Origin of the sequence: Flavivirga aquimarina, from assembly GCF_030540835.1 — a bacterium.
Taxonomy (GTDB): Bacteria; Bacteroidota; Bacteroidia; order Flavobacteriales; family Flavobacteriaceae; genus Flavivirga; species Flavivirga aquimarina.
The window spans coordinates 59,642-77,706 of the sequence record NZ_JAUOEK010000169.1 but is presented as its reverse complement, the minus strand read 5'-3'; the positions used below and the strand labels follow the sequence as shown (position 1 = coordinate 77,706).

General features: G+C 32.2%; 18 protein-coding genes. 15 read left to right on the top strand and 3 right to left on the bottom strand.

Annotated features, from left to right (window positions below; translation table 11 throughout):
• Positions 1-41: 41 nt before the first annotated feature.
• The 5 genes from Q4Q35_RS17875 to Q4Q35_RS17855 all read left to right on the top strand — a co-directional run bounded on the left by Q4Q35_RS17875 (position 42) and on the right by Q4Q35_RS17855 (position 4,163).
• Positions 42-1,061, top strand: a complete 1,020-nt coding sequence (locus Q4Q35_RS17875; protein WP_303279386.1) for a DHH family phosphoesterase — start codon at positions 42-44, stop codon at positions 1,059-1,061.
• The gene (gldI, locus tag Q4Q35_RS17870) at positions 1,054-1,596 is read left to right on the top strand and encodes a gliding motility-associated peptidyl-prolyl isomerase GldI (RefSeq protein ID WP_303279418.1); all 543 of its coding nucleotides are present in this window, start codon (positions 1,054-1,056) and stop codon (positions 1,594-1,596) included. Before Q4Q35_RS17875 ends, gldI begins: the two co-directional genes overlap by 8 nt.
• Before the next feature lies 1 nt (position 1,597).
• Positions 1,598-2,725 (top strand): peptidylprolyl isomerase, encoded by a 1,128-nt coding sequence (locus Q4Q35_RS17865; RefSeq protein ID WP_303279385.1) that lies wholly within the window; start codon positions 1,598-1,600, stop codon positions 2,723-2,725.
• A gap of 12 nt (positions 2,726-2,737) precedes the next feature.
• Positions 2,738-3,667: a prolipoprotein diacylglyceryl transferase gene (gene lgt, locus Q4Q35_RS17860; RefSeq protein WP_303279384.1), complete on the top strand. Its 930-nt coding sequence runs from the start codon at positions 2,738-2,740 to the stop codon at positions 3,665-3,667.
• 61 nt (positions 3,668-3,728) lie between these two features.
• The gene (locus tag Q4Q35_RS17855; protein WP_303279383.1) at positions 3,729-4,163 is read left to right on the top strand and encodes a DUF192 domain-containing protein; all 435 of its coding nucleotides are present in this window, start codon (positions 3,729-3,731) and stop codon (positions 4,161-4,163) included.
• Between the two features lie 155 nt (positions 4,164-4,318).
• Here the strand turns inward: Q4Q35_RS17855 and Q4Q35_RS17850 are convergent, their stop codons facing one another.
• On the bottom strand, positions 4,319-7,012 hold the full coding sequence (locus Q4Q35_RS17850) for a valine--tRNA ligase (RefSeq protein ID WP_303279382.1): 2,694 nt from the start codon (positions 7,010-7,012) through the stop codon (positions 4,319-4,321).
• 442 nt (positions 7,013-7,454) lie between these two features.
• Here Q4Q35_RS17850 and Q4Q35_RS17845 point away from each other — a divergent pair, with 442 nt between their 5' ends.
• Positions 7,455-7,880 (top strand): DUF1573 domain-containing protein, encoded by a 426-nt coding sequence (locus Q4Q35_RS17845; RefSeq protein WP_303279381.1) that lies wholly within the window; start codon positions 7,455-7,457, stop codon positions 7,878-7,880.
• A 53-nt stretch (positions 7,881-7,933) separates the two neighbouring features.
• Here the strand turns inward: Q4Q35_RS17845 and Q4Q35_RS17840 are convergent, their stop codons facing one another.
• On the bottom strand, positions 7,934-9,283 hold the full coding sequence (locus Q4Q35_RS17840) for a retropepsin-like aspartic protease (protein WP_303279380.1): 1,350 nt from the start codon (positions 9,281-9,283) through the stop codon (positions 7,934-7,936).
• Positions 9,284-9,387: 104 nt separating this feature from the next.
• Between Q4Q35_RS17840 and Q4Q35_RS17835 the strand changes: the two genes are divergently transcribed.
• The 4 genes from Q4Q35_RS17835 (at position 9,388) to Q4Q35_RS17820 (ending at position 12,992) form a co-directional block, all read left to right on the top strand.
• Positions 9,388-10,578: a pyridoxal phosphate-dependent aminotransferase gene (locus tag Q4Q35_RS17835; RefSeq protein WP_303279379.1), complete on the top strand. Its 1,191-nt coding sequence runs from the start codon at positions 9,388-9,390 to the stop codon at positions 10,576-10,578.
• Complete coding sequence (gene murB, locus Q4Q35_RS17830) at positions 10,578-11,591, top strand: UDP-N-acetylmuramate dehydrogenase (RefSeq protein WP_303279378.1); 1,014 nt, start codon at positions 10,578-10,580, stop codon at positions 11,589-11,591. Before Q4Q35_RS17835 ends, murB begins: the two co-directional genes overlap by 1 nt.
• Before the next feature lie 69 nt (positions 11,592-11,660).
• Positions 11,661-12,191, top strand: coding sequence for an RNA polymerase sigma factor (locus Q4Q35_RS17825; protein ID WP_303279377.1), 531 nt, complete (start codon positions 11,661-11,663; stop codon positions 12,189-12,191).
• A gap of 12 nt (positions 12,192-12,203) precedes the next feature.
• Positions 12,204-12,992 (top strand): anti-sigma factor, encoded by a 789-nt coding sequence (locus tag Q4Q35_RS17820; RefSeq protein WP_303279376.1) that lies wholly within the window; start codon positions 12,204-12,206, stop codon positions 12,990-12,992.
• An 81-nt stretch (positions 12,993-13,073) separates the two neighbouring features.
• Here the strand turns inward: Q4Q35_RS17820 and aqpZ are convergent, their stop codons facing one another.
• Positions 13,074-13,760 carry an aquaporin Z gene (gene aqpZ, locus Q4Q35_RS17815; RefSeq protein ID WP_303279375.1) on the bottom strand — a complete coding sequence of 229 codons (687 nt, stop codon included), beginning with the start codon at positions 13,758-13,760 and terminating at the stop codon, positions 13,074-13,076.
• 287 nt (positions 13,761-14,047) lie between these two features.
• On the opposite strand from aqpZ, the gene Q4Q35_RS17810 reads away from it, so the two are divergent.
• The 5 genes from Q4Q35_RS17810 to lipA are packed head-to-tail and all read left to right on the top strand — an operon-like array spanning position 14,048 to position 18,065.
• The gene (locus tag Q4Q35_RS17810) at positions 14,048-14,251 is read left to right on the top strand and encodes a membrane or secreted protein (RefSeq protein WP_303279374.1); all 204 of its coding nucleotides are present in this window, start codon (positions 14,048-14,050) and stop codon (positions 14,249-14,251) included.
• Between the two features lie 6 nt (positions 14,252-14,257).
• Entirely contained in the window at positions 14,258-15,370 is a 1,113-nt protein-coding gene (locus Q4Q35_RS17805; RefSeq protein ID WP_303279373.1) for a glycosyltransferase, read from the top strand.
• On the top strand, positions 15,361-15,909 hold the full coding sequence (locus Q4Q35_RS17800) for an RNA polymerase sigma factor (RefSeq protein ID WP_303279372.1): 549 nt from the start codon (positions 15,361-15,363) through the stop codon (positions 15,907-15,909). The genes Q4Q35_RS17805 and Q4Q35_RS17800 overlap by 10 nt, the downstream gene beginning before the upstream one ends.
• Complete coding sequence (locus Q4Q35_RS17795) at positions 15,906-17,138, top strand: Nramp family divalent metal transporter (protein ID WP_303279371.1); 1,233 nt, start codon at positions 15,906-15,908, stop codon at positions 17,136-17,138. The genes Q4Q35_RS17800 and Q4Q35_RS17795 overlap by 4 nt, the downstream gene beginning before the upstream one ends.
• A 48-nt stretch (positions 17,139-17,186) precedes the next feature.
• Positions 17,187-18,065, top strand: a complete 879-nt coding sequence (gene lipA, locus Q4Q35_RS17790; protein WP_303279370.1) for a lipoyl synthase — start codon at positions 17,187-17,189, stop codon at positions 18,063-18,065.

The following is an 18,065-nucleotide window of genomic DNA, read 5'->3' as shown; positions in this document are numbered from 1 at the left end:
ACAAGTTTATCCAATTTTAAAAAGTTGTATCTTCGTCAGCTATGAATACACAAGACATCACAAGCATAAAACAACTATTATCCACTAAAAAAAAGATCGTAATAGTATCTCATAAAAACCCAGATGGCGATGCTATCGGTTCTACGCTTGGCCTCTATCATTATCTTTTAAAAGGCAATCACGACGTACATGTTTTAGTTCCTAACGATTTTCCTACTTTCTTAAAATGGATACCCGGAAACGGTATGATATTAAAGCATGATTCTCAGACTAAAAAATGCAATGCATTAATTGAGGCTGCAGATATTATATTTACCTTAGATTTTAATGCTTTTCATAGAGCTGGTAGCATGGAAACTATATTAGCTAAAAGTCATGCTCTAAAAATCATGATTGATCATCACCAAGCACCCGATAATTATGCTACTTACATGTTTAGTGATGTTAGTATGAGTTCTACATGCGAAATGGTCTATCATTTTATTGATATGTTAGGCGATACGCACCTAATAGACATCAACATTTCGACTTGCTTATATGTTGGTATCATGACAGATACTGGTTCTTTTAGGTTTTTATCTACTACTAGTAAAACACACCAAATAATAGCTCAACTTATTGAAAAAGGAGCCAAAAACACAGAAATTCATAACAATGTTTACGATACAAATAGCTACGAACGCTTGCAACTACTTGGTTGTGCATTAAGTAATTTAAAAGTCATACCAGAATCAAGAACAGCTTATATAACACTTTCTCAAGAAGAGTTATTTAAATACGATTATAAAAAAGGGGATACTGAAGGCGTTGTAAATTATGCCTTATCATTAAAAAATACTATCCTAGCTGCTATTTTTATTGAAGATAAACAAGAAGGCATTATAAAAATATCATTACGCTCAAAAGGAAATTTTTCTGTTAACGAATTATCCAGAGCCCATTTTGGTGGTGGTGGTCATACTAATGCTGCTGGTGGAAAAAGCGATTTGTCACTAGAGGCAACTGTTGCTAAATTTATTAGTATATTGCCTAGTTATAATAAAGCCCTAAATGATGAATAAATTATTAACATTAGCCATTGTTTTACTGGCATTAAACTGTAAAACACCTGAAACCAGACGCCCCATTTCTGTAAAGACTGGTTCTTTTATAGATGCTTCGGTAGAACGAAATAAAAAACTCAATGCACAAGAACAGGCTTCTATAGAAAAAATTATGCAAGCACAAAACAAAAGTTATATAGCTTCAAAAAACGGCTTCTGGTATTACTACAATAACAAAATAGAAACAGACACATTACAAACGCCTCTTTTTGGAGATATTGTAAACTATAATTACAACGTAAAAGCATTGGATGGCAGCCTGATATATTCAAAAGAAGATATTAAAACCCAGACCTATGCTATGGATAAACAAGAACTGTTTACGGGTTTACGTGAAGGTTTAAAACTAATGAAAATTGGAGAAACTATTACCTTTCTTTTTCCGTCACAAAAAGCATATGGTTATTATGGCGATGAAAACAAAATAGGTCGTAGTACACCTATAATTTGTGAAGTTACAGTAAATTCTATTACCCAAAATCAAACTAATTAAAATGACCATTTTAAAAAATTCAATCAAAATTTTATTAATTACTTTTTTAATAACTTTAACCTCATGCAAAACCCAATATCCAGATCTTGAAGATGGGTTATATGCAGAATTTATTACTACAGAAGGTATTATGGTTGCAAAATTAGCACAAAAAAAAGCTCCTATAACGGTTGCGAATTTTGTATCATTAGCAGAAGGCACTAATACCATGGTAGATAGTATTTATAAAGGAAAAAAATTCTATAATGGACTTATTTTTCATCGTGTCATTAATGAATTTATGATTCAGGGAGGTGACCCTACCGGTACTGGTAATGGAAGTCCTGGTTATAAGTTCACAGACGAGTTTCATCCGGATTTAAAACATGATAAACCCGGTATTTTATCTATGGCAAACTCAGGGCGCAATACAAACGGAAGTCAATTCTTTATTACCGAAGTTCCAAAACCTTACTTAGACAACGGGTATAATGTTTTTGGTGAGTTAGTGATAGGTATAAATGTTCAAGACAGTATTTCTAATGTAAAAACCGCATCTAGAAACAGACCCGTAGAAGATGTTGTAATTAAAGAACTAAACATTATAAGAAAAGGTAAAGAAGCTAAATCTTTTGATGCTCCAAATACATTTAACAATCATTTTGCAGAAGCAGAGCGTAAAGAAAAAGAAAGAAAAGCAAAAAAAGAAGCGATTTTAAAAGCCACTAAAGAAAAATTTGACAAACAACGAGCTGAAGCTATTACGCTACCTTCTGGCTTACAATATATTATTACCGAAAAAGGCTCTGGTGAAAAATTACCAGAAAATGCCAGTGTACTTACTCATTATGCTGTATATTTTGAAAATGGAAAACTACTGCAAACCAGTAATTTAAAAACAGCTGAAGCTTTAGATGCTGTAAATGAAAAACTTAAAGCAGCCAATAGATACCAACCTATTACAGCAGATATTGGCCCGGATGCCAGTATGATTGCTGGTTTTAAAGAAGGATTACAACAATTAAATGTTGGAGATAAGGCAACCTTATTTATCCCCTATCATTTAGCTTATGGAGAAGCTGGAGGTAGAGGAATTCCAGCAAAATCCAATATCATTTTTGAGGTTGAAATTTTAGAACTTTTAAAGTAAAAAATAAAACGTATGCATACATTAAAATTTGATTGGAATCCTGTAACTGGAATTGACATTGTTGGAAATTTCAAATTGCATTTCTACAGTCTTATGTGGGTCGTTGCCTTTATAATTGGCTGGTATATTATGAAGCGTATTTTTACTAAAGAAAAAATATCTTTAGACTATCTAGATCCGTTATTTATTTACACCGTGTTAGCAACTATGCTAGGGGCACGTTTGGGTCATGTTTTGTTTTATCAATCGGAATTAATATCGCAAGACTTTTTTAGCATTTTTTTACCATTCAAATTTAAAGGAGGCTTTGAATTTACCGGCTTTCAAGGATTAGCAAGCCATGGCGCTGCTATAGGTATTATAATAGGTATGTATTTGTATCGTAAAAAGTATAAATACAAATCATTATTATGGGTCTTAGATCGTGTTGTTATATCGGTTGCTTCTGGAGCTATTTTTATAAGAATTGGAAATTTTATCAATTCTGAAATTATTGGTAAAGTTACCGACTCTAATTTAGGAGTTCGTTTTATTCAAGACGAATACTACAAGGGTCAAATTACACAACTTACAGGAATTAAAGATGTACAAAAAGCATACAATGCCGTAACCGATAATCCTCAATTTACAGAATTGCTGGAAAAAGTCCCTTATAGACACCCATCGCAGCTATACGAATCTTTCTGTTATATTTTTGTGTTTTTAATTTTATGGTACTTCTATTCTAAAACTAAAAAAAGAGAACAAACAGGTTTTTTATTCGGGCTGTTTTTAATCTTACTATGGACCATTCGTTTCTTTATAGAATTTACAAAGGAACCTCAAGGAGAAGAATACATTAATTGGGCTAATTTAAATACCGGGCAATGGCTTAGTATCCCATTTATTCTTATTGGTTTATATTTTATGTTTATTTACAAACCAAAAACAGCTGTTAAATAATATGTTTTTTAAACGTTTCCCTTTAGTAACTTTTATAATTTCGAGTGGTTTAATTTTAAATATGTCGTTTTGTAAAGAAAATAAAAAAGTAATAAAACAAACCGAAATTGCTTTTAAAAAAGAAGGGGAACTTACCATTTTTAAATCTGTTGATTCTACACTGGTAAAACTCGATATTGAAATAGCCGACACCGATTTCGATATTCAAACGGGATTAATGTATAGAGATTCTATGGAAACAAAACAAGGTATGCTATTTGTGTTTGAGGATGTTAGAGAACGTTTCTTCTATATGAAAAACGTCAAAATACCTTTAGACTTAATTTATATAAACGAAAACAAAAACATAGTGAGCTTTCAGAAAAATGCTAAACCTTTTGATGAAAGCTCATTACCTTCTAAATTTCCTGCAAAATATGTACTGGAAATTAATGCCGGTATGGTTGATACTTGGTCGCTTTCTGTTGGTGATAGTATTAGTTATACTGAACATTAAACTACAGCAGCCAACACTAGCTTTACCTGCTATTGGGCACCGAATACTTCCTACTGGACATCACCAACACCTGTAATTGAATACTGAGCATTAAAATTCTCGCTGAGGCACAAAGACGCCAAGAAAAACTGAATACTGTGACTGAACACTGAACACTAATTCAAACTAGCCAAACTCGCTTTAAGGGTTTCAATTTTTGCCAAAGCATCAGCCTCTTTTTTCTTCTCACTAGCAACTACTTGTTCTGGTGCACCGGCAACAAAACGTTCGTTAGAGAGTTTCTTTTGTACCGATTTTAAAAAGCCTTCTGTATAATTTAATTCTTCTGTTAATTTTTTAATTTCTGCTTCTACATCAATGCTACCAGCCATTGGTATAAAATACTCATTAGACTTTACTCTAAAAGTTAAAGCACCATCAATGGCATTAGAAACGTAATCGATGCTCTCTAAATTCCCCAATTTGGAAATAATACTATCAAATGTTTTATTTACCTTCTCATTATTAATTATAGAGAATCCAATAGCATCTTTAAAAGCTATGTTCTTTTGTTTTCTAATATTTCTAATCCCAGAAATAACTTCCGAAGCAAATTCAAACTCATTAATTAAAGCTTCATTAATTTGTTTAGACTCTGGCCATTTTGCAACAATTAAAGCTTCTTCCGGAGTTCTGTTTGCTATATAATGCCATATATCTTCTGTTAAAAAGGGCATAAAAGGGTGTACTATTTTTAAATTATCTTCAAAAATGGCAATAACACTTTTTAATGTTTTAGCATCAATAGGTTGTTGATATCCTGGTTTGATCATTTCTAAAAACCAGCCGCAAAAATCATCAAAAATAAGCTTGTAAATCGTCATTAGCGCATCACTCAACCTGTACTTACTAAAATGGTCTTCAATTTCAATTAAAGCTTTCTGGAATTTAGATTCGTACCAATCTATCGCTATTTTACTAGACTCTGGCTGTTCTATATTGGTATCTGTATCCCATCCGTCAACTAAACGATACGCATTCCAAATTTTGTTTACAAAACCTTTCCCTTGTTGACAAAGTGCCTCATCAAACATTAAATCGTTACCAGCAGCAGAGCTTAATAACAAACCAACACGAACACCGCCTGCTCCATATGTCTCTATAAGCTTTAAGGCATCTGGCGAATTACCAAGTTGTTTAGCCATTTTACGTCGTTGCTTATCGCGAACCAACCCTGTTAAATATACATTGCTAAATGGTTTCTCATCTTTATACTCATACCCAGAGATTATCATACGTGCTACCCAAAAGAATAAAATATCAGGCCCTGTTACCAAGTCGTTTGTCGGGTAATAGTATTTTATATCATCATTTTCTGGGTTTCTTATCCCGTCAAAAACACTTATTGGCCATAACCACGAGCTAAACCAAGTATCTAAAGCATCGGTATCTTGTTTTAAATCAGAGGCCTGAAGCCCAGAGTTTGAAGTCTTCTCTTGTGCTAATTTTAATGCACTTTCTATATTTTCTGCTACTACAAAGTCTTCTTTTCCATCTCCGTAGTAATAAGCCGGAATTTGTTGTCCCCAAAGTAATTGACGTGATATATTCCAATCGCGAATATTTTCCATCCAATGACGATAGGTGTTTTCAAATTTCTTAGGAAACAGATTAATTTCAGGGGCATCACCTAAAACCGCTTTAATTGCAGGTTTTACCAAATCTTCCATTTTTAAAAACCATTGGTCGCTTAAGCGTGGTTCTATAACAGCTTTTGTTCTTTCGGAGGTTCCTACTTTATTAATATGGGTTTCGGTTTTTACTAAAACACCTGTTTCTTCCAATTCTTTAGCAACTGCTTTTCTGGCCACAAAGCGGTCTTGCCCTTCAAAATGCAGTCCAAAACTATTCAAAGAAGCATCTTCATTAAAAATGTCTATAACTTCCAGATTATGTTTATCTCCTAAATTCTTATCGTTTTCATCGTGTGCCGGCGTTACTTTAAGACAGCCCGTACCAAACTCAACGTCTACATAATCATCCTCAATAATAGGGACAACGCGATTACATATGGGCACTATAGCTTTTTTTCCTCGTAAATGCTGAAACCTCTCATCATTTGGATTAATACAAATAGCTGTATCTCCAAAAATAGTTTCTGGGCGTGTTGTTGCTATGGTTAGATATTCCTCCCCTAACCCCTCTGAAGGAGGTGAACTCTCACGCTCTCCCTCTCCTTCGGAGAGGTTCGGGGTGAAGATTTTATATTTAAGGTAATACAAATTTCCTTGTCGCTCTTCATGAATTACCTCTTCATCAGACAAAGTTGTTTTTGCTTCTGGATCCCAGTTTACCATACGGTAACCGCGATAAATTAAGCCTTTATTAAACAAATCCACAAACACCTTGATGACTGCTTCACTCATGTCATCATCCATTGTAAATTTAGTTCGCTCCCAATCACAAGAACACCCTAACTTTTTAAGCTGTTCTAGAATAACCCCTCCATATTCATGTGTCCAATCCCAAGCATGTTTTAAAAATTCGTCGCGAGACAAATCGTTTTTATCAATGCCCTGCTCTTTTAATTTAGCAACTACTTTAGCCTCGGTAGCAATAGATGCATGATCCGTACCCGGTACCCAACAAGCATTTTTGCCTTGTAATCGTGCACGACGAATTAATACATCCTGAATGGTATTATTAAGCATATGCCCCATGTGTAAAACACCGGTTACGTTTGGCGGAGGTATTACTATAGTATATGGCTCTCTTTCATCTGGCTCTGAATGAAAATAATTATGTTTCATCCAGTAATCATACCATTTGTTTTCTACCTGACTAGCTTCATATTTTGAAGGTATTTGCATACTTTGGAATAGTTTTTGAACATTGATGTGCAAAAGTACTTATATTTCTTTTTCTGTGAAATGAGCCTAGCTATTAATTTCATTAATAAATGATATTTTAATATGCAAATTAAGCCTAGCTGGTTCAAAAACAGTAAAAAAATAAAGATTATTATAGATAGAAACCATAAATATCATTCATAAAACAGAGGTCGTTGAATATTTAACATTTATGGTAGGTTTATTCAGAAAAGTTATACGTACTTTTAACTTAGTTGAATATGTTAATATGTCTGTAATATATCTAATATTTTTGCAGATTGTAGAAAAAGTAAGTATGTTTGACATGAATTTATGGTTGAAAGTAGTGAATCAAACATTACTTAAATCTTAATAAGTTTTAGATCAGTTTAATATAATGCAAATGGCATTTTACCTTATAAAAACAATAAAAAATAGACAAATGAAACAGTTATTTACAATTTTATTTATCGGACTAGTCAGTTTTTCTGTATACGCACAAGATAAAGTAGCAAAAATAGAATTTAAGTCTGATACAATCGATTATGGAACTATCGAAAAAGGATCTAATGGTGTACGTACTTTTGAATTCACAAACACCGGAGATGCACCTCTTATAATTTCTAAAGTTTCATCTACATGTGGTTGTACTATTCCAAAAAAGCCAAAAGATCCTATTTTACCAGGACAAACCGGAGAAATTGAAGTTAAGTACGATACAAATAGAGTAAACCCTATTAGAAAAACAATAACTGTTATATCTAATGCCGAAACACCTACAGTCGCTTTAAAAATAAAGGGCTTAGTTATTGATTCTAGTAAGAAAAGTGTATTAGAAAAGAAAGACAAAAGTATTGTACAGCAATAAACTCTTTATATAAAGAAAATAAGAAAAGCTTAAACTACGGTTTAGGCTTTTTTTTATTTAAAAAGATCTTCCAACTTAAATTCGAAAGCTAGAATTATATTATTTCTTGAAACTACTATTTTAATAAGTTTACCCGAATTTCCATAAAACATTTGAATTAATTCCTGTAACTTAAATTGATAAGCCTGCTTGCCATTTACACTCAAAACTGAATCTCCTACAAGCAAACCTGTTTTTTCTGCTGGAGAATTTTTTCTTAGTTCCACTATAACATAACTAGGCTTCAATGATAATTTATATCGAGGATTTATTATAATTTTTGTAGCATTTTGGCTTTTATAATTCGTATTAAGAGCACTACTAACAGAAGCCCCTTCCCTTTCTTTTACTAGCATATATCCACTGTGCGCTAATTCTATACCGCTTTTATTATATCGAAATTTATCATTAAAATAACCATTCTTATTTAATGTAATCATTGCATTTTGATAATCAAAAATAACATTGAAACGTTTTAGCACATTGCCAGACACACTGCCATTTCGATCCTTAATTTTTCTTGCCTGTGATATATATACCGAATCCGGATACGAAACATTAACCATTTTAAGCTCAAAGCTTTTTAAAGAAAGGCTTTTAACTTTTGAGCGTTTACCGTAAACACTTCCACTTAAACCATGCCCAAGAAAATCATAAAAATTGTTATTGCTCGATTTAATCCCTAAAGAGTTATCCTCAAACAACCACAAAGCATCACTACCTCCAGAATCTATTAGTAATTTAATAGGTATCTTTTTTTCTTCTATAGTTACTTCAGCATTGATATAAGGCTTGTTATTGTAAAATTCTAAATTTAATCTTTCGCATTTTTTACACTTTTTATACTTATATTTTTCTGGTTTCGTTAAGGTTATAACCTTTTTAGAATAGCTTATCTCTACTATTAAGTCCTTAAACAAATCAAAACCAATAATGCCATGAACTGGTATACCCAATCTGGGGGTGAAATTTAGATTAGAATCGTAAATCGCATATAAATCCTGATTGAAATTAGTAACATCTCCTATTTTAAAAACATTATTTCTGGATTTTAATGCTTCTACAGATTTTTTATCACCCAAACCTCTTAAAAAAATAGTTTCAGTATTTTTTATTTTTAGGGTATCTGAAACATTAAAAAGAATCGTTTTACTTACCCCTGTATCTAATAAAAAAGATAATTTTACACCATTAACTTCTACAGGTAAAATAATTAGATTACTTATTAATTTAAAACTAATTTTGTCCGATTTTTTTTTATTTTGAATAACAAATTCATTTTGAGAAAAACCAAGATTACTGAAACAAAAAAATATTGAAATAACAATAAAAAACTTATTGATTGATGAGATGATAATTTTCATATTATGAATTTACGAATCTTTTATATTAACTTGATTATTTAGTTTTGTTTTTTAAAAAAAATTTAAGATAATTTTCTCAACTTTGCAGCATAATTTTTCACAGAATGCCAATAATATCCAAAAAAGGGCAACAAATGCCTGCATCTCCCATACGTAAACTAGTTCCTTATGCTGAAGAAGCTGTAAAAAAAGGAAAAAGTATTTATTATCTAAATATTGGACAACCAGATATTAAAACTCCCGAAATTGCTTTACAAGCGATAAAAGAGTGCAATATAGACATATTAGCGTATTCCAGATCGGAAGGTTCTGAGACATACAGGCAAAAAATTTCAGCGTATTATTCTAAACACAACATCCATGTTACTCATGATGATATTGTTGTAACAACAGGTGGTAGTGAAGCGCTTCTTTTTGCCTTTGGAAGCATTATGGATGTGGATGATGAAATTATTATCCCTGAACCATTTTATGCTAATTATAACGGATTTTCAACAGCTTCTGGAGTAAAAGTAGTTCCAGTAATTTCTAAAATTGAAAACAATTTTGCTTTACCACCAATCGAAGCATTTGAAAAATTGATTACTCCAAAAACAAAGGCTATTTTAATTTGTAATCCAGGAAATCCAACTGGTTATCTATACTCTAAAGAAGAAATACAAAAACTAGCAGCCATTGTTAAAAAGCATGATTTATTTTTAATTGCTGATGAAGTATACCGAGAATTTGTATATGATGGAAACACGCATTATTCTGTCATGCAAGAAACAGGACTTGAAGACCATACCATTATGATTGATTCTGTTTCGAAGCGATATAGTATGTGTGGGGCAAGAGTTGGATGCTTAGTATCAAAAAACAAAACACTCATCCAAACCGTTTTGAAGTTTGCCCAAGCACGTTTAAGTCCACCAACATTAGCTCAAATTGCTAGTGAAGCTGCACTAGAAACACCGCAAAGCTATTTTGATGCGGTTATTGAAGAATATGTAGAAAGAAGAAATACTTTAATTTCAGAATTACAAAAAATAGATGGTGTAAAAATAGCAAAACCAAAAGGTGCTTTTTACTGTATTGTAGAACTTCCTATAAAAAATTCTGATGATTTTGCACAATGGCTTTTAGAAAACTTTGATGTTAATGGCGAAACAATAATGGTTGCTCCTGCTGGTGGTTTTTACTCCACGGCAAACGTTGGCTTAAACCAAATACGTATTGCTTACGTACTTAAAAAAGAAAGTCTAATAAAAGCAGTTAATATTTTAAAAGAGGCTTTAAAAGTTTACAATAATTAGTGTCTATAAAACAAAACATATCTTTAAAATCATACAATACTTTTGGTATTGACGTATCAGCAAAATTTTTTATTTCTGTTTCCAGTATTGATGAATTAAAGCAGGTTTTAGTTCTCAAAGAACATCCTAACAAACTTATTTTAGGTGGCGGGAGCAATATGTTACTTACTAAAGATTTTGAAGGTCTTGTTATACATATTAATTTAAAAGGTATAGAAATCATTTCCGAAACCGATGATTTTGTTACTGTTAAAGTAAATGCTGGGGAAAATTGGCACGCTTTTGTACTTTGGTGCATTAATAATGATTTTGGAGGTATTGAAAACTTATCGTTAATTCCAGGTAATGTTGGCACTGCTCCTATCCAGAATATTGGAGCTTATGGAGTTGAATTAAAAGATACTTTTGTATCGTGTGAAGCTATATCGTTAGACACAAAAACGTTAAAAACTTTTACAAAAGTTGATTGTGATTTTGGTTATAGAAATTCCATTTTTAAACAACATGCTAAAGGAAAATATATTCTAACAAATGTAACCTTCAAACTTAGCAAAACCAATCATCAACTTCATGTAAACTATGGTGCTATTAAATCTCAATTAGAAATAATGCATATTGCACATCCAACCATTCAGGATGTTTCAAAAGCGGTTATAGCTATAAGAAAAAGTAAACTACCAGACCCCAAAGAGATAGGTAATAGTGGTAGTTTTTTCAAGAACCCGGTAATTTCAAAATCTCATTTCGAAACATTATTACAAAATTTCCCAGACATTCCGAGTTACCCCATTTCAGAAGATGAAGTAAAAATTCCTGCAGGTTGGCTTATTGAAAAAGCTGGATTTAAAGGTAAACGATTTGGCGATTATGGTGTGCATAAAAATCAAGCCTTAGTCCTTGTAAATTATGGCAATGCAAAGGGTTCTGATATATTAAATCTTTCCACATTAATACAAAAAACAGTTAAGAGACTTTTCGATATTTCTATTGAAGCTGAAGTAAATATCTTGTAGTTTAAAAGAAATTTCTAACTTTGGCACAATTAACACTATACTGATTTAATTGTTAAAACCAAATTTACTTTGATTTCATCTACAGAAAAAGAAATAATTAACTACCTAGAAAAAGGCGATAAAAAAGCCATTGCTTTACTTTACGAAAGCTACTCGGATTCATTATTTGGTGTTATTAAAAAGATAATATCAGATGATGATACTGCACAAGATGTGCTTCAGGAAAGTTTTGTAAAAATATGGAGATACTCAAAAAAATACGATTCCAGCAAAGCTAAATTATTTACTTGGCTATATAGAATTGCGTATAATACTGCTATCGATAAAGTTAGATCTTTAAAGAATAAAAGCAATAAAGAAGTCCAAATAGAAACTTCATCCGTATATAAAATAACATCAAATGCACTAAATCAAGACGTTTTAGATATTAAAACCCATCTAAGAAAGCTTGATGAAAAGTATCAAATAGTAATTAATGCACTCTTTTTTGAGGGCATGACACAACAAGAAGCCAGTGATGAATTAGAAATTCCATTGGGCACAATAAAATCGAGATTAAAAATTGGATTACGTGAATTGAAAAAAATTTATAATCCGTAACTAAACAAAGTCATGAATGAGAAAATAACTACTTTTTTAAATTCTGGCCTTTTAGAAAAATATCTATTAGGTGAAACTACTTCTGTTGAAACAGAAAAGGTTGAATCTTATATTTCAAAATATCCAGAAGTACAGAATGAATACAACACATTGCAATACAATTTAGAAATTGTAGCTAAAAGTAATGCTGTTGAGGCCCCTAAAAGCATCTTAAATAATATTTTAGAAGAGCTTGATGAGAAACCAGTTGTTAAACTAAATACACAGAAAAAATACAAGTCGTGGTATAAAATTAGCGTAGCTGCTAGTATTGCTGCCTTTATTTTTGCTGGTACTTCTTATCATTTCTATAGTCAAAAACAAAAACTGTCTCAAGAAAACCAAATAGTGGTTGATGAAATTTTTGATTTACGAAGTGATATTGAAAAAAACAACCTGATGCTTGATAATGTTATGAGGCAACTATTAAAGCTCAATAATCCGGAGACTGAAAAATACATCATCAAAGGAAATGAAAGAGCAAAAGACTTAAAAACAGTTGCTTACATTAACCCTAAAGAAAAAACGTCTATGATCGATGTGGTTTCACTACCTCAATTACCAGAAGAACAGTGCTACCAAATATGGGCCGATTTACAAGGTCAGATGGTAAGCTTAGGGATTTTAAATGAAGCAGACAGGCAACTTATGTCTATTCCGTATGCTGAAAATGCACTTGCTTTAAATATTACTATTGAGCCAAAAGGAGGAAACACCATTGCCTCCGTTGAGAATACAGTTGCAGAAATTAGCTTACAGTAAACAATATATTACATTATAAAAAAAGCCTCGTTTTAATTTATTAAAGCGAGGCTTCTTATATAAATAAAGATAATCCCTCAATTATTCTTTATCAAATAGCGTTTTATGTATCAAACCTGCCACAATAGCACCAGCAATTGGAGCCACCCAAAACAACCAAAGTTGTGATGTAAAATCACCTCCAGCAAATAATGCCTGACTCGTAGAACGTGCCGGATTCACCGAAGTATTTGTTATTGGAATACTAATTAAATGTATTAAAGTTAACCCCAAACCAATAGCAATAGGAGCAAAGCCTTTAGGAGCTCTAGCATTCGTACTCCCTAAAATTATTAACAAGAAAAAAGCTGTTAGTAAAAATTCTGTAATTAATGCAGCTGTCATAGAGTAATTATCGGGAGATAAATCACCATAACCGTTAGCTGCAAAGCCTCCAATAGTGATAAAATCAGATTTGTTAGTTACTATTAAATATAATGCAGCTGCAGCTACTACAGCACCTATTAATTGGGCTACAATATAACCTACTAAGTTTTTAGCTTCAAACTTCCCTCCTGCCCATAAACCAAGAGATACAGCTGGGTTAAAATGCCCGCCAGAAATATGCCCAACAGCATAAGCCATTGTTAATACAGTAAGTCCAAACGCTAGTGCAACACCAACAAAACCAATTCCTAATTCTGGATAACCTGCTGCAAAAACAGCACTACCACAGCCTCCAAAAACAAGCCAAAATGTTCCGAAAAATTCTGCAAATAATTTTTTCATAAATATTAAATTTTAATTAGTTAGTATTTCAATGTACAAATTATTTATTGAGACACTAAATAATATAATCCGTCACCCAAATAACATATCCTAACTATATTCAACACTATTTTTATTGAAAAGCATTATCTTTGTAGAAAATAAATCATATCGAAACATCATTTACAAAACCTTTAAACTTTACGGAATATTAGTAATTAGATGTTACATACTTATGCTAAGTGACTTGTGCTGGACACAGTCGAAATAAGTCGAAGTATGATCTTTGATAAACAAAAAATTATCACATGAAACTTCTTTTAATAACCATCATCTTATTAGGCTTAGGAATTGCTGGAATTGCAATTAAAATTTGGACAAAAAAGGACGGTAAATTTGCCGGCACATGTGCAAGTCAAAACCCAATGCTTAATGAAAGTGGTGAGGCCTGTGGTTTTTGTGGAAAAACTCCAGATCAATTTAGTGATTGTAATGAACCTCAACATTCATAATTATTTATGTTACTTCTTGATTTTGTTCTCTACACATTCATTGCTGTAGTTTTTATTCAAGTAATCTTTTATGTTTTTTTCTTTGGAAGGTTTGCTTTATTTGAACAAGAAAAAAAATCTAGAAAAAACAATGAGGTCTCAGTAATTATCTGCGCTAAAAATGAAGCCGAAAATTTACAGAATTTTTTACCTTCTGCTATTGACCAAAACTATCCAAGTTTTGAAATCATTCTCATTAATGATGCTTCTAATGACAACACATTAGAAGTTATGGAGCAATTTGCAAACCAACATGAAAATATCAAAATTGTAAACGTAAAAAATACCGAAGCTTTTTGGGGAAATAAAAAATATGCTTTAACACTTGGTATTAAAGCCTCAAAAAATGAAATTCTTTTGTTTACAGATGCCGACTGCAAACCTCTTTCGAAATATTGGATTAGAAACATGAGCGACCATTTTAGCAAAAAGAAACATATTGTTTTGGGTTATAGTGGTTATTCAAAAATTAAAAACTCTTTATTAAACAAGCTCATCCGTTTTGAAACATTAGTAACAGCAATACACTATTTTTCTTTTGCAAAATTAGGGATACCTTATATGGGTGTTGGCAGAAATTTAGCTTATACAAAAACTACATTTTTCAAAACCAATGGTTTTGTCGATCATATGAAAGTGCTTTCTGGTGATGATGATTTATTTGTTAATAAGGTAGCAAATAAAAAGAACACAGCTATCTGCTTTTCAAAAAACAGCTTTGTAGAATCAGCTCCAAAAACAACTTTTAAAAATTGGTTTAAACAAAAAAGACGTCACGTCTCAACATCAAAATACTATAAGTTAAAGCATAAAATTTTATTGGCCTTAATTTACAGTTCTCAATTACTGTTTTGGGCTTTAGCAATCGCATTAGTTGTTATAAAACACCAATGGCAAGTTGTTTTAGCTTTATTTTTATTAAGAGCTATTATTCAACATATTGTTTTTAAAAAATCTTCAAAAAAATTAAACGAAACCGATCTGTTAGCTTTACTGCCTTTGTTGGAAGTTTTTTTAATTATTATACAATTAACTATCTTTATAAATAATCTTATATCAAAACCTAATTATTGGAAATAAGCGAAGCTATTAAACGTGCAAAAGAAAACGACCAAAAAGCGTTTAATTACTTATTAGATGTCTTTTGGGATGATGTGTATGGTTTTCAATTAAAACGTATTCATAATGAAAATGATGCCGAGGATATTACCATTCAAACATTTTCAAAAGCTTTTGATAGAATTACAACATTCGACGATAAGTACAAGTTTAAAACATGGCTTATTACCATTTCTAAAAACATCCATATAGACTTACTGCGAAAAGAAAAGAATTCTATTTCCCAAATTATTTCTAACGATGATAAATCTGTATATCAAATATTAGATGAATCACCTTCTGCCGAAGACGAACTCATTACAGAACAGCATCTAGCAAAACTGCTTCGAGATATCAAGAAATTAAAACCGCACTATCAGGAAGTTATAAACCTGCGCTATTTTCAAGAATTAAGTTATAAAGAAATCTCCAAAAAATTAAATGAACCTATAAATAATGTTAAGGTAAAGCTTCTGCGTGCAAAAAAATTACTTGCCGAAATTATTCAAAAAAACGGATGATTAATAAACTTAAAAACTTAGGTCCCGGTTTATTATTTGCCGGAGCAGCCGTGGGTGTATCACACTTAGTGCAGTCTACTCGCGCTGGTGCCGATTTTGGTTTAGGGTTACTTTGGGCTTTACTTTTAGTAAATATCTTTAAATATCCGTTTTTTCAATTTGGTCCACGCTATGCTACAGCTACCGGAGAAAGTTTATTAGACGGCTACAAGAAATTAGGAAGAGGGGTTTTAGCGACCTACTACGTACTAAATTTAGCGACCATGTTTACGATTCAAACCGCAGTTACTATAGTAACCGCAGGTTTAGCCTCTAGCCTTTTTGGAAACTTAGAGACGGCCTCTATAAGTGGTACTGAGGTTTGGACCATTATCATTACATCCGTTTGTTTGTTATTACTATTAATAGGTAAGTATAAACTGTTAGATAAGTTAATGAAAGTTATCATCATTACATTAACCATTAGTACTCTAATTGCTGTAAGTATGGCATTAAATAACGCTACCCCCATGTCTTTTAAGCAAATACTTCCAGATAATAGCGTAGAAATTGCATTTCTTATCGCATTTATGGGATGGATGCCGGCTCCATTAGATATTTCTGTATGGCATTCGGTTTGGACTATAGAAAAGAAGAAAGACACAAAAGTTTATGGTTCAAAATCTGCTTTATTCGATTTTAACGTCGGTTACATAGGTACTATCATATTAGGCATTGGTTTTTTGCTATTAGGGGCTTTGGTAATGTTTAATAGTTCGGAAACTTTTAGTAGCTCTGCTGGAAAATTTTCTAATCAATTAATAAATATGTACAAAACCAGCTTAGGTGGTTGGAGTTGGGCGTATATTATAATTGGTATTGCTGCTTTCACAACAATGTTTAGTACGACACTCACTACGTTAGATGCCTCACCAAGAGTCATGGCAAAAACAACACAATTACTTTTTGGTAAAAACTCAAAACTAACCTACAAATTTTGGATAGCTTTACTTGCAACAGGAACTATTGTTATTTTTATATTTTTTGCATCAGAAATGGGTTTCCTTATAAAAGTAGCCACCATTCTATCCTTTATTACTGCTCCTTTTTATGCTATTATCAATTATATTCTAATTTCAAGCAAACACACACCCAAAGATTGGCAACCATCTAAACTACTTCACATTTTAAGCTGGCTAGGCATTTCTTTTTTAATAGGATTTAGTATCTGGTACCTCACCACTTTATAAAGTACTTTTAAAAGCATTATTCGTATCTTTGCGATCAATTTTTACAGTATGAATTCAGAAACTGCTTCAAATATATTACCAGAGCGACAAGCCAAGCCTAAATGGCTTCGTGTTAAGCTACCAACTGGTAAAAAATACACCGAACTTAGAGGTTTAGTCGATAAATATAAATTAAACACTATTTGTACTTCCGGAAGCTGCCCTAATATGGGTGAATGTTGGGGAGAAGGTACCGCCACGTTTATGATATTAGGAAACGTTTGTACGCGTTCTTGTGGCTTTTGTGGTGTAAAAACCGGAAGACCGGAAACAGTAGATTGGGATGAGCCTGAAAAAGTAGCACGATCTATAAAAATCATGAAAATTAAACATGCTGTTTTAACAAGTGTTGACAGAGATGATTTAAAAGATATGGGAAGTATTATGTGGGCTGAAACCGTTAAAGCTGTACGCAGAATGAATCCTGAAACGACACTTGAAACTTTAATTCCAGATTTTCAAGGTATTGAACTACATATAGACAGAATTATTGATGTCGCTCCAGAAGTTGTATCTCATAATATTGAAACTGTTAAACGCTTAACTAGAGAAGTTCGCATACAAGCTCAATACGAGAGAAGTCTTGGTGTTTTAAAATATTTGAAACAGCAAGGTCAAAGACGTACCAAATCTGGTATTATGCTTGGCTTAGGAGAAACCAGAGAGGAAGTTATAGAAACACTTCACGATTTAAAAGCAAATGATGTTGATGTCGTTACTATTGGTCAATACCTTCAACCTAGTAAAAAGCATTTACCCGTAAAACAGTTTATAAACCCCGATCAGTTTAAAGAATACGAAGACATTGGACTCGAATTAGGTTTCCGCCATGTTGAAAGTAGTGCTTTGGTAAGATCTTCTTATCGAGCGCAAAAACACATAAATTAA

What these genes read in the sequence shown, in the direction of transcription:
- Q4Q35_RS17865 (WP_303279385.1), top strand. Translation starts at nt 1,598, where the DNA reads ATGACCATTTTAAAAAATTCAATCAAAATTTTATTAATTACTTTTTTA.
- Q4Q35_RS17855 (WP_303279383.1), top strand. Translation starts at nt 3,729, where the DNA reads ATGTCGTTTTGTAAAGAAAATAAAAAAGTAATAAAACAAACCGAAATT.
- Q4Q35_RS17820 (WP_303279376.1), top strand. Translation starts at nt 12,204, where the DNA reads ATGAATGAGAAAATAACTACTTTTTTAAATTCTGGCCTTTTAGAAAAA.
- Q4Q35_RS17850 (WP_303279382.1), bottom strand. Translation starts at nt 7,012, where the DNA reads ATGCAAATACCTTCAAAATATGAAGCTAGTCAGGTAGAAAACAAATGG.
- Q4Q35_RS17835 (WP_303279379.1), top strand. Translation starts at nt 9,388, where the DNA reads ATGCCAATAATATCCAAAAAAGGGCAACAAATGCCTGCATCTCCCATA.
- Q4Q35_RS17875 (WP_303279386.1), top strand. Translation starts at nt 42, where the DNA reads ATGAATACACAAGACATCACAAGCATAAAACAACTATTATCCACTAAA.
- Q4Q35_RS17795 (WP_303279371.1), top strand. Translation starts at nt 15,906, where the DNA reads ATGATTAATAAACTTAAAAACTTAGGTCCCGGTTTATTATTTGCCGGA.
- Q4Q35_RS17805 (WP_303279373.1), top strand. Translation starts at nt 14,258, where the DNA reads ATGTTACTTCTTGATTTTGTTCTCTACACATTCATTGCTGTAGTTTTT.
- gldI (WP_303279418.1), top strand. Translation starts at nt 1,054, where the DNA reads ATGAATAAATTATTAACATTAGCCATTGTTTTACTGGCATTAAACTGT.
- lgt (WP_303279384.1), top strand. Translation starts at nt 2,738, where the DNA reads ATGCATACATTAAAATTTGATTGGAATCCTGTAACTGGAATTGACATT.
- Q4Q35_RS17810 (WP_303279374.1), top strand. Translation starts at nt 14,048, where the DNA reads ATGAAACTTCTTTTAATAACCATCATCTTATTAGGCTTAGGAATTGCT.
- aqpZ (WP_303279375.1), bottom strand. Translation starts at nt 13,760, where the DNA reads ATGAAAAAATTATTTGCAGAATTTTTCGGAACATTTTGGCTTGTTTTT.
- lipA (WP_303279370.1), top strand. Translation starts at nt 17,187, where the DNA reads ATGAATTCAGAAACTGCTTCAAATATATTACCAGAGCGACAAGCCAAG.
- Q4Q35_RS17840 (WP_303279380.1), bottom strand. Translation starts at nt 9,283, where the DNA reads ATGAAAATTATCATCTCATCAATCAATAAGTTTTTTATTGTTATTTCA.
- Q4Q35_RS17845 (WP_303279381.1), top strand. Translation starts at nt 7,455, where the DNA reads ATGAAACAGTTATTTACAATTTTATTTATCGGACTAGTCAGTTTTTCT.